Here is a 7,912-nt window from a genome sequence, read left to right on the forward strand (position 1 = left end):
ATGGTTGTGGCCCTTTACAGCAAGTATTAAAGCCCTGAGGTCTCAATCGTTCCCCTTTTAACGATTCCCAGGGCTTTTTTTTGTTCTAGGTCGCTTATTCTTCCGGCTGCTCGTCTTGCTCTGGTAAAAGCCAAGAATCTAAACGCTGACGAAGCTGATCTACGTTCTGTTTTTTCAACGCAGAAAACGTTTGTAGCGTTACGAGGTCACCCAGCACTTCAGTCAGCTCTTTACGGATCGTCAGGAGTGTTGACTGCGCAGGGCCTTTTTTCAGCTTATCCGATTTTGTTAGCAATACATGCAATGGCATATGAGAGGTTTGACACCAGTTGACCATCATATGATCAAACTCTTTCATCGGGTGGCGTATATCCATCACCAACACGACACCTTGTAAGCATTGGCGCTTTTGTAGATATTCATCAAGATGTTGTTGCCAATGCTGTTTCATCTCAATCGGTACTTTTGCGTAACCGTAGCCGGGAAGGTCAACAATACGTAACCCTTCAATATTTAGGTCAAAAAAGTTGATTAATTGTGTTCGGCCAGGGGTTTTTGATGTCCGTGCCAGTTTTCCGTTGTTGGTTAGCGTGTTAATTGCGCTAGATTTTCCCGCATTTGAGCGGCCAGCAAACGCAACTTCTGCACCTACGTCTTCCGGACACTGGTGTAATTTTGCCGCACTTTTATTGAATCGTGCGCTGTTATAGTGAACGGTTAATTGATCTGATGACATATTTTGGGCCGCTTTTTTGGTAATCGCTACTAAAGGAACAGAGATTGTCGTTCCAGTTTGTGTGGATATTGGTTTATAATTGCGCCAATTTTACCTGCGATCAGGTTTTAGCTCTAGTCTGCAGGGAAGTGAGGATAACATTGGTCAACGTAAAACCATTAGTGTTTTACATAGATCAAACATAATTTTAATCAAGAGTCTGGGTTCGTCGATGAATAAACTACTGATTAGCTTGCTTGTGACCATAGGTCTTACTGGTGTAGCTCATGCGGCAGGTGATGCTGCTGCAGGAAAAGGCAAAACAGCTGTATGTGGTGCTTGTCACGGTGCTGACGGTAACAGTGCAGTGGCAAACTTCCCTAAACTTGCGGGTCAGAATGAAGCGTATCTGATCAAGCAGCTTAACGAAATTAAATCAGGTAACCGGGCTGTCGTTGAAATGACAGGTCTGCTAAATGGTTTAAATGATCAAGATATTGCTGACATAGCGGCTTATTTTGCTAAGCAAAAAGGCACGGTAGGTCATGCAGCTAAAGACCTTGTTGAGCAAGGTCAGAAAATTTACCGTTCAGGTATTGCTGCGAAAGGCGTTGCTGCGTGTACAGCATGTCACTCACCTACAGGTGCAGGTAACGAGCAAGCGGGTTTCCCTGCGATTGGTGGTCAGCATGCTGCGTACACTGAGAAGCAGTTACACTCTTTCCGTACGGGCGAGCGTGCTAACGATCCTCAAGGCATGATGCGTGATACTGCGGGTAAGCTGAGCGATACTGAAATTAAAGCTGTCGCTAGCTATATTCAGGGACTGAGTAAGTAAATTCAGTTCTGGTTAAAAAAGGGCAGCGTAAGCTGCCTTTTTTTATAGCTGTTTTTTTGAGAAGATGGAACTTTATAGTCTAGGTTTATGTCCACCTCTTACACATTGATTGTTCGGAGCACAAAATAGAATGAAAAGAATTGGCTTTATATTAGTCGCTTTGCTGTTTCCTTTACTCGCTCAAGCAGAAGATTATCGGGAAGGTGTGCATTACGTTAAAATACCAACGGCTGTTCGTGCGCTTGATCAGAGCAAAGTTGAAGTGGTCGAAATGTTTGGTTACCCATGCCCTCACTGTAATAGCTTCGAGCCTTACATTAAAAACTGGAACAGTAAAAAAGCAGATGATGTCAATTTTGTGCGTATTCCTGTGGTCTTTGGGCGTAGCTGGGAACCAATGGCACGTGCTTTTTATGCATCAGAGCTGATGAAAACGCTGGATAAAACCCATGAAGCAACCTTTCATGCGATTCATGTTGAGCGTCGCCGCTTTACGGGCGTAAATGACTTCTCCACCTACTACTCAAATTTGGGTGTTGATGGGGCGCAGTTTGATAAAATGTATAATTCTTTTGCGGTGAATATGAAGTTAAAGCAAGGGGATTCTAAATTGCGTGGTTATGGTGTTGAAGGTGTGCCAGCAATGATTGTAAATGGTAAGTACCGTATCAGTGCTCAGATGGCGGGTGGCCAACAAGAGATGCTGAAAGTCGTCGATTTTCTTGTTGATAAAGAACGCGCTGCCGCACAATAGATCTTAGTATGCTAAAAAAACGCCCTTAAGGGGCGTTTTTTTTATCTGTTTGCTATTAAGCTCTAGTGTGAATTAGTGAGTTGCACTAACATGAAGAGATCTGATTTGTGGTTACGGTAGCCTGAGGATTCAGAGTGGCAGAAGAACAAATGGACTGGAAAAAGAAATATAGGGAATTGACTCACGAGTTGGAGCTGCAAGAGCGCAAAAGTGCTGATGCTGAGCGACAACTACGGCAGCTTGCAGGTTATTTATCTGTTGCGCTAGAGGGTGAAAGTCCGCAATTTGATGCTGAACTATCTCAATTAAAGCCTTTGTTGCAAACCGGGTGTGTAGAGCACTTAGCGGCGTTGAAAAAAACGACAAAACGTGTAGAAACACAGGTTAAAAGTAGAGAAGAGGCGAGAGATCAGCAGGCGCGGGATACGGTGGCTGCCCTTTTAAAGTGGGTCCGCATGTTACGTACCCAAGTACAAAATAGTCGATCCCAGAACCTTCTTGATACGCTTGAAAAACGTAGCCATGAGATAACAGACAAATTCTATAACTTACCTACGTTACTCGGTGATTTTATCGAGTTGCAGAGCCATGTTGAAACCGGCACGGAAAGTGATGCGTCGTTGGACAGCAGCGATTTTGCTTTAGACACCACCGCGTCTGTTGATGCCCTTGGCGATGAAGTGCGTATCCTGTTAAAGCATATAGGCGCAGAGTTATTGGAGCTTATTAGCGGGCTCAGCGTACCTAAGGATGAAGCACCCGATGCGAGAGCGTTGGTTAAGCGTATTGAAAGTGGTTTTGAATTACCCCATCTACCGGATATTGTTCATTGTGTTGTTAAGCTGGTGATCAAGTCGACCAGCAACACAAGCGATGATTTTGAGAATTATCTTTTAGAATTAAGTTCTCGATTAACCGAAGTGCAGACCTTTGTTGTCGATAGTCGTCACGAGCAGCAAGAGATTGGGCAGAATCAAAGGGCGCTGGATCATCAGGTACGTAAAGATGTAAAGCAGCTTCATCATACGGTTAAAAACACCAACGATATTAAAGATTTAAAGACGGCAGTATCGGTTCAACTCTCGGGCCTAGTGCGGGCCATGGATAGTTTTAAAAAGAAAGAAGAGGAGCGTGAGAGTCGATTACAGGGGCGCTATGAAGACTTAATCGGCAAAGTCGATGAGATGGAGCAGGAGACCCGTAAAGTAAAAGCGCATATGGAAGAGGAGCGATTACGCGCAAGAACTGATCCGTTGACGGGGTTGCCGAACCGTGCAGCGTATGATGAATATATTGTCCAAGAGTATGAGCGTTGGTCGCGTTATAGAACCGCGTTTACTGTTGTTGTGGCGGACCTTGATCTATTTAAACAGGTTAATGATAGCTTTGGGCACCTTGCGGGCGATAAAGTACTGCGTCTTGTCGCGAAAGTTATCAGCAAAAATATTAGAGTGACTGACTTTGCTGCACGTTATGGTGGCGAAGAATTTGTTATTATTCTGCCGTCGACGTCCGCTGCTGAAGCTGCGCAAGCGATGGATAAATTAAGACTTTCACTGGCTAAAAGTCCATTTAACTTTCATAGTAAGCCGGTTACGATCACCATGTCATTTGGTGTATCTGAGATTCAAGAGGGCGACTCCCTCGATGAAGTATTCAACCGTGCAGATGAAGCGTTATACCAAGCAAAAGAAGACGGTCGCAATTTAGTCCGTACTAAATAGCGTGCTTATTTTTATACCACTATCATTTTAAGTAAGGTTTCTCTGTTGTGAAGCGTCTTTCACGTATTCTAAAAATCATCCAAGTTTTTGCTCGCTACCGTCTTGATACCATCTTTTTGGGTTTATCACTGCCTTGGTATGTTCGTATTCTGTTTTGGCTACTACCTTGGCGCTTGTTTATTCCGGCATCAAAACCTGAAGCGGTTCGTATTCGTCTTGCTTTAGAAGCCTTAGGGCCCGTTTTTGTTAAATTTGGTCAAATGCTCTCTACACGACGAGATCTGCTTACGGATGAGCTGTCTGAGGAGCTCAAAAAACTACAGGACCGTGTACCACCATTTTCCGGCCCCCAAGCGCAGACCTTAATTGAAACTGCGTTGGGACAACCGGTGTCCGAACTGTTTAGCTCATTTGAGGTTGAGCCGCTCGCCTCTGCGTCGGTTGCTCAAGTGCATGAAGCAACGATGTTCGATGGGCGCGATGTGGTTGTTAAGGTTATCCGCCCTGGCATCAGTAAAACTATTCGTAAAGATGTGGATCTGCTTTTTACCTTGGCACGTCTCGTCCATACCGTGTGGGAAGAGGGGCGTCGTCTTCGCCCGGTAGAGGTGGTGGCTGAATATGAGCAAACGATCTTTGATGAGTTAGACCTGCGTAAAGAAGCCGCGAACGGTTCACAGCTGCGACGTAACTTCGATAACAGTGATGTTCTATATATCCCTGAAATTTACTGGGATTTTACCCGCGCTAATGTACTCGTTATGGAGCGTATTCACGGCATTCCAGTGGCAGACCTTGAGCAGTTAGCCGCTCAGCATACCGATATGAAACTGCTTGCAGAGCGGGGTGTAGAGATCTTTTTTACCCAAGTGTTTAGAGACAGCTTCTTTCATGCCGATATGCACCCAGGCAATATCTTCGTTTCTCGTAATACCCCTTCGCAGCCGCAGTATATCGCGGTAGATTTTGGGATTATTGGTTCGCTAACACCTGAAGATCAAAGTTATCTCGCACGAAACTTCTTAGCCTTCTTTAAACGGGATTACCGTTTAGTTGCGCAGTTACATGTAGATTCCGGCTGGGTGCCTGCGGATACCAACGTCGATGCGTTTGAAACCGCAATTAGAAGCGTGTGTGAGCCTATATTTGAAAAGCCATTAAAAGAGATCTCTTTCGGTCAGGTGTTACTTGGCCTATTTCAGACCGCTCGCCGCTTTAATATGGAAGTCCAGCCACAGTTGGTGTTGTTGCAAAAGACTCTGTTGAATATCGAAGGGCTTGGGCGTCAGCTTTATCCCGATCTCGACTTATGGAAAACGGCGAAGCCCTTTTTAGAAAACTGGATGAAAGAGCGTATGGGGCCAAAAGGCGTTTACCGCACCATCAAGCAACAAGCGCCTGATTGGCTGGAAAAGCTCCCTCATATGCCCCAGCTCGTATTTGATGCACTCAGCCAAGTACGGAATCTCGATAATATAAGAATGAGGGATCTGCGCGCTTACCAGCAAGCGAAAGATGAGCTGGAGGCTAAAAGTAAACGGCGTAGCTACCTTGCTGTGATATTGATTGGCGGCAGCGTTGTTGCTGGTAGTCCTGAACTACAGCTTTGGTTATGTTCTCTCCCCGTGAGTAGCTGGGTTTTGGCTATTCTGGGTGGGGCGCTTTTATTTAAACGAGTTTAAGGTTCCCTATCGAGGGATGGTGGAAGTAATATTGTTCGGGTATGCTTCCGCAACGAAAATTAGTATTGATTAAAGAGAGATATGTGATGAGTGATGTACTAACTCAACTAGGTAATGTATTAGAAGAGCGAAAATCGGCATCGCCGGATAGTTCATATGTCTCAAGTTTGCATGCAAAAGGTTTGAATAAGATTCTTGAGAAGGTGGGCGAAGAAGCGACCGAAACTATACTGGCAGCAAAAGATGCGCAGGTCAGTGGTGATAACAAAGACGTTATTTATGAAACAGCGGATCTTTGGTTCCATAGTTTAGTCGCACTGTCACATCTTGGTGAGAATCCTCAGGTAGTATTAGATGAATTAGCACGACGCTTTGATCTTTCAGGTTTGGAAGAGAAGGCATCAAGACAAAAAGGCTAAGGTCTATTTGCATAAATTAGGGGGGGGGGAGATCCCTCTCGATTTAACGACGGAGAATAACAATGGGTTTAGGCGGTATTAGTATCTGGCAGCTTCTGATTGTTCTCGCCATTATTATTTTGATTTTTGGTACTAAAAAATTCAAAAATATTGGTAGTGACTTAGGTGGTGCGGTTAAAGGCTTCAAAAAAGCGATGAGCGATGAAGAAATAGCTCAGGAAGAAGCGGATAACAAACAATTAAAGCAGGACGATGCCGATTTTACAGATGCGAATAAAGCAGATGTAAAAGAAGAGCAGAAAACTGATAAATAGTTGGCCACGATAAATGTTTGATATCGGTTTTGCCGAAATATTGATTGTTGCGATTGTCGCACTGGTTGTGCTCGGCCCGGAGAAATTGCCCACCGCAATTAGAACCGTGGGCTTATGGGTAGGGCGTATCCGTCGTACGGTTGGCTCCATTCAGGCAGAAATTAGCCAAGAGCTTAAAATTGATGAGCTAAAAAGAACGACCGCCATCAAAAAAGAAGAGCTCGATAAGGAGCTGAGCGATATGCAGCAGCCTTTTGATATTCTTGGCGAGAATTCACCTATAGCAGCAAAAACGACGCCGGTTGAAGAGCTGCAAGCGCAAGCAGACGATGCTCAGAAAGCTAAAGATGTTCAACCCGTTGAAGAAACGGACAAGGTTGATAAATCATGAGCAACCAACAGAGCGTTCCAGATCAAGACCAAGAACAGCCTCTTATTACCCACTTGGTAGAACTACGCCAAAGGTTGATGTATGTACTGTTGATCATTCTAGGTATCTTCCTAGGGTTATTCTATTTTGCCAATGACCTTTATACCTATCTATCCACACCCTTGACTGCATTGCTGCCGGAAGGCACCAGCATGATAGCGACCGATGTAACCTCTCCCTTTTTCGCACCGTTTAAACTGACGTTAGTAGCCGCCATCTTTGCGGCTATGCCTTTTATTCTGCATCAGATATGGGGATTTATTGCACCAGGGCTTTATCAGCATGAGAAGAAGTTTGCAGTGCCGCTGCTGGCGTCTAGTATTTTTCTGTTTTATGCCGGGATAGCGTTTGCCTACTTTGTTGTCTTTCCTTTGATTTTTGGCTTCTTTACCAGCGTAGGGCCTGAAAATGTAGCGGTCATGACTGACATCAGTAGCTATCTTAATTTTGTACTTAAACTCTTTTTTGCATTTGGTATTGTGTTTGAAATACCTATAGCGACCTTATTGCTTATTTGGTCTGGTGCAGCCACTGTGCAAGGTCTTCGTGATAAGCGCGCATACGTTATTGTAGGTTGCTTTGTTTTAGGTATGTTGTTGACTCCACCTGATGTTATCTCCCAGAGCTTGTTAGCGTTACCTATGTGGTTGTTATTTGAATCCGGCATCATCTTAGGTGTTATTTTCGTCAAACCAACGAAAGACGATGAGGAAGATGAGCATGAGGAAGCAAGCGAAGATGCGGACGACGATGAGGATGATGACGATGACTACAAATACGAAGAAGAGTTTGAGCAAGCGGTGAGAGAGTCGCGTGATTCAAAAGACTAAGAGGTCTTTTGTATTTTAAGAGAAGAACGTTTGATGCCGCTTATACCCTAAGCGGCATTTTTGTGTCTGGGGTATAGGTTGTTCGCCGTTTTGATCGCTAAGTAATCAATTTCGTCCTAATACTCGCCTAATCTCACTTTTTTCCCTTTATTTTGCAGTTTTTTAGTTCTGGCTGTTGACGTTGTTTAGGAAGTGTCTATAATTCG

At 44.4% G+C, this 7,912-nt stretch carries 9 protein-coding genes; 8 read left to right on the forward strand and 1 reads right to left on the reverse strand.

Annotated features, from left to right (window positions below; all coding sequences use genetic code 11):
• Positions 1–94 precede the first annotated feature (94 nt).
• On the reverse strand, positions 95–736 hold the full coding sequence (yihA, locus tag A3773_RS15500) for a ribosome biogenesis GTP-binding protein YihA/YsxC (protein ID WP_067987932.1): 642 nt from the start codon (positions 734–736) through the stop codon (positions 95–97).
• Between the two features lie 211 nt (positions 737–947).
• On the opposite strand from yihA, the gene A3773_RS15505 reads away from it, so the two are divergent.
• The 8 genes from A3773_RS15505 (at position 948) to tatC (ending at position 7,706) form a co-directional block, all read left to right on the forward strand.
• On the forward strand, positions 948–1,553 hold the full coding sequence (locus tag A3773_RS15505; RefSeq protein ID WP_067987935.1) for a c-type cytochrome: 606 nt from the start codon (positions 948–950) through the stop codon (positions 1,551–1,553).
• 130 nt (positions 1,554–1,683) lie between these two features.
• Positions 1,684–2,307 carry a thiol:disulfide interchange protein DsbA/DsbL gene (locus A3773_RS15510; RefSeq protein WP_067987940.1) on the forward strand — a complete coding sequence of 208 codons (624 nt, stop codon included), beginning with the start codon at positions 1,684–1,686 and terminating at the stop codon, positions 2,305–2,307.
• Positions 2,308–2,441: 134 nt separating this feature from the next.
• On the forward strand, positions 2,442–4,031 hold the full coding sequence (locus tag A3773_RS15515) for a GGDEF domain-containing protein (RefSeq protein ID WP_067987944.1): 1,590 nt from the start codon (positions 2,442–2,444) through the stop codon (positions 4,029–4,031).
• Positions 4,032–4,078: 47 nt separating this feature from the next.
• Positions 4,079–5,713 carry a ubiquinone biosynthesis regulatory protein kinase UbiB gene (gene ubiB, locus A3773_RS15520; RefSeq protein WP_067987945.1) on the forward strand — a complete coding sequence of 545 codons (1,635 nt, stop codon included), beginning with the start codon at positions 4,079–4,081 and terminating at the stop codon, positions 5,711–5,713.
• 86 nt (positions 5,714–5,799) lie between these two features.
• Positions 5,800–6,132: a phosphoribosyl-ATP diphosphatase gene (locus tag A3773_RS15525; RefSeq protein WP_067987948.1), complete on the forward strand. Its 333-nt coding sequence runs from the start codon at positions 5,800–5,802 to the stop codon at positions 6,130–6,132.
• A gap of 62 nt (positions 6,133–6,194) precedes the next feature.
• The gene (tatA, locus tag A3773_RS15530; protein ID WP_067987951.1) at positions 6,195–6,446 is read left to right on the forward strand and encodes a Sec-independent protein translocase subunit TatA; all 252 of its coding nucleotides are present in this window, start codon (positions 6,195–6,197) and stop codon (positions 6,444–6,446) included.
• Positions 6,447–6,459: 13 nt separating this feature from the next.
• Positions 6,460–6,837 carry a Sec-independent protein translocase protein TatB gene (gene tatB / locus A3773_RS15535; RefSeq protein WP_067987955.1) on the forward strand — a complete coding sequence of 126 codons (378 nt, stop codon included), beginning with the start codon at positions 6,460–6,462 and terminating at the stop codon, positions 6,835–6,837.
• Positions 6,834–7,706 (forward strand): twin-arginine translocase subunit TatC, encoded by an 873-nt coding sequence (gene tatC / locus A3773_RS15540; RefSeq protein ID WP_082800655.1) that lies wholly within the window; start codon positions 6,834–6,836, stop codon positions 7,704–7,706. Before tatB ends, tatC begins: the two co-directional genes overlap by 4 nt.
• Positions 7,707–7,912 lie beyond the last annotated feature (206 nt).

This window comes from Neptuniibacter pectenicola (genome assembly GCF_001597735.1).
In the GTDB taxonomy this organism is placed as follows: Bacteria; Pseudomonadota; Gammaproteobacteria; order Pseudomonadales; family Balneatricaceae; genus Neptuniibacter; species Neptuniibacter pectenicola.